The organism is Streptomyces milbemycinicus (assembly GCF_002154605.1).
GTDB classification, from domain to species: domain Bacteria; phylum Actinomycetota; class Actinomycetes; order Streptomycetales; family Streptomycetaceae; genus Streptomyces; species Streptomyces milbemycinicus.
On sequence record NZ_MUNE01001209.1, the window covers coordinates 1 to 1,874 of the forward strand.

General features: G+C 70.0%; 1 protein-coding gene. It reads right to left on the reverse strand.

Annotated elements, in window-relative coordinates; all coding sequences use genetic code 11:
* Positions 1-1,831 (reverse strand): glycoside hydrolase family 127 protein (locus CCN51_RS52145; RefSeq protein WP_211303360.1); only part of this gene is annotated, 1,831 nt, incomplete at its 3' end.
* Positions 1,832-1,874: the final 43 nt, after the last annotated feature.

The following is a 1,874-nucleotide window of genomic DNA, read 5'->3' on the forward strand; positions in this document are numbered from 1 at the left end:
ACATCGGCCGGCCCCCGGGTTTGATCGCATCGGCCAGATCGCCCCGGAGCGTGAAGTCCTTGTAGAAGGAGAACACGCGGAACTGCGTCTCCTGGCTCTGGGCGGTCAGCAGCACCGGACCGTAGAACACCGACTGGACGGTGGGATCGTCCAGGGCCCGCTCGATGCGCAGGCTGTTGGGGGCGGAGATCCGTACCCGGTCGCCGGGCCGCCAGTCCCTGCTCAGGGAGAGATAGCTGCCGGGCTCCGCCTCGGCCCGCTGCCGGACCCCGTTGACCGTGACGGTGAAGCCCGCCGTGGCCCAGGCCGGAACGCGCAGCCTCAGGTCGAGCCGCCCGCTGCCCTCGCGGAACGTCAGGGTACGGACACCCTCGGCCGGGAAGTCGCTCGACTGCTCGATCACGAAGCCCCGCTCCGGCCACCGCAGTGTCGAGGCGAGATAGAGGTTGACGTACAGCGCGTTGCCGTCGGCGGAGCGGAAGTACACCGAGTCCTGGTACTTGGTGTGGTTCTCCATCCCGGTGCCGCCGCAGCAGGTGCCGGTGTTGTCGAACTCGCGCCGCACCCCAGGGCCCATCCCGACGAAGTAGGTGACCTCCGGGCTGTCCGTGGCGGCGGCGTCCCGGCGGGAGGCGAGGATGTGGTTGGTCAGGCCCCGCTCGTAGTAGTCCATATAGGCGGGGTCCGGCTGGTGGAAGAACAGCTGCCGGGTGAGTTTCAGCATGTTGTACGTCGCGCAGGTCTCGGCGTTCTTGTCGTCGAGGGTGGCCGCGATGGCGCCACGGGCGCGGAACATCTCGCCCTGGCCCGTGCCGCCCAGGCTGTACATCCGGGAGCCGGTGACCATGCCCCAGAAGTTGCGGGCCGCGCTGGAGTACTCCTGCTTCGCGGTGTGGTCGAACAGCCGCAGATAGCCGGTGAACTGCGGAATGTGCTGGTTGGCGTGTCTGCCCTCCAGGATGTCGCGGTTCTCGGCGCACGCCTTCAGCAGCGCGGTGTTGTCGAAGCAGCGGGCGGCGGCGAGGTGTTCCGCCCGGCCGGTGAGGGCGTACAGGTCCGCCAGCACCTCGTTCATCCCGCCGTACTCACCGGCGATGTAGATGGACCACATGCGCTCCAGCTGGGCCGCCGGCAGATGGCCGAGCCGGCTGTGCACCCAGTCGCCCATCCCCGAGGCGATCTGAAGGGCCTGCTGGTTCCCGCCCAGGGTGTGCGCGTCGAGCAGACCGCGCATGATCTTGTGGCAGGTGTAGTACGGCGCCCAGATGGTCGGGTACGTCGTATAGCTCTCCAGCAGGATGAACTGGGTCTCCGGGTACGCCGCCAGATAGCCGGGGTGGCTGGGGATCGGCGAGCCGTGGTCGGCCAGGGCCTTCTGACACTCGCCGAGCGCGCCGACCAGGTAGTCCAGCTTGGTCTTGAGCGCGGCCTCCCTGGTGTCGGCGTACGCCTGGGCGATGAGGGTGAGGAAGTGGCCGCCGTAGTGGCCGCGCAGATTGCCGTCGGAGGTCTCCCAGCCGCCGGGCGGCCGGGCGCCGCGGGTGTCGAGCCCGGCGTTGGCCCGGAAGACGGCCAGGATGCGGTCGGCCGGGTACGACCTGGCGTAGCCGAGCATCAGATCGCGCTTGCGCCGGAAGACGCCGTCGCCGAGGGTCACCCCGTCCAGCGGGAAGGGGCGTATCGACCAGGTGTCCGGGACGGGCAACGGCCCGGCTGTGGTCCGGGACGACGCCGCGGCGTGCGCAGGCGGAATGGCGGTCGCGAGCGGGGCGGCGGCAGCGGCCCCGGCGGCGAGTCTCAGCGCGTGACGGCGGGACGTGGGGTGGGACATGCTCGTGACTCCGATCGTCGGTCGGCGGGCAGGGGGGTTACGA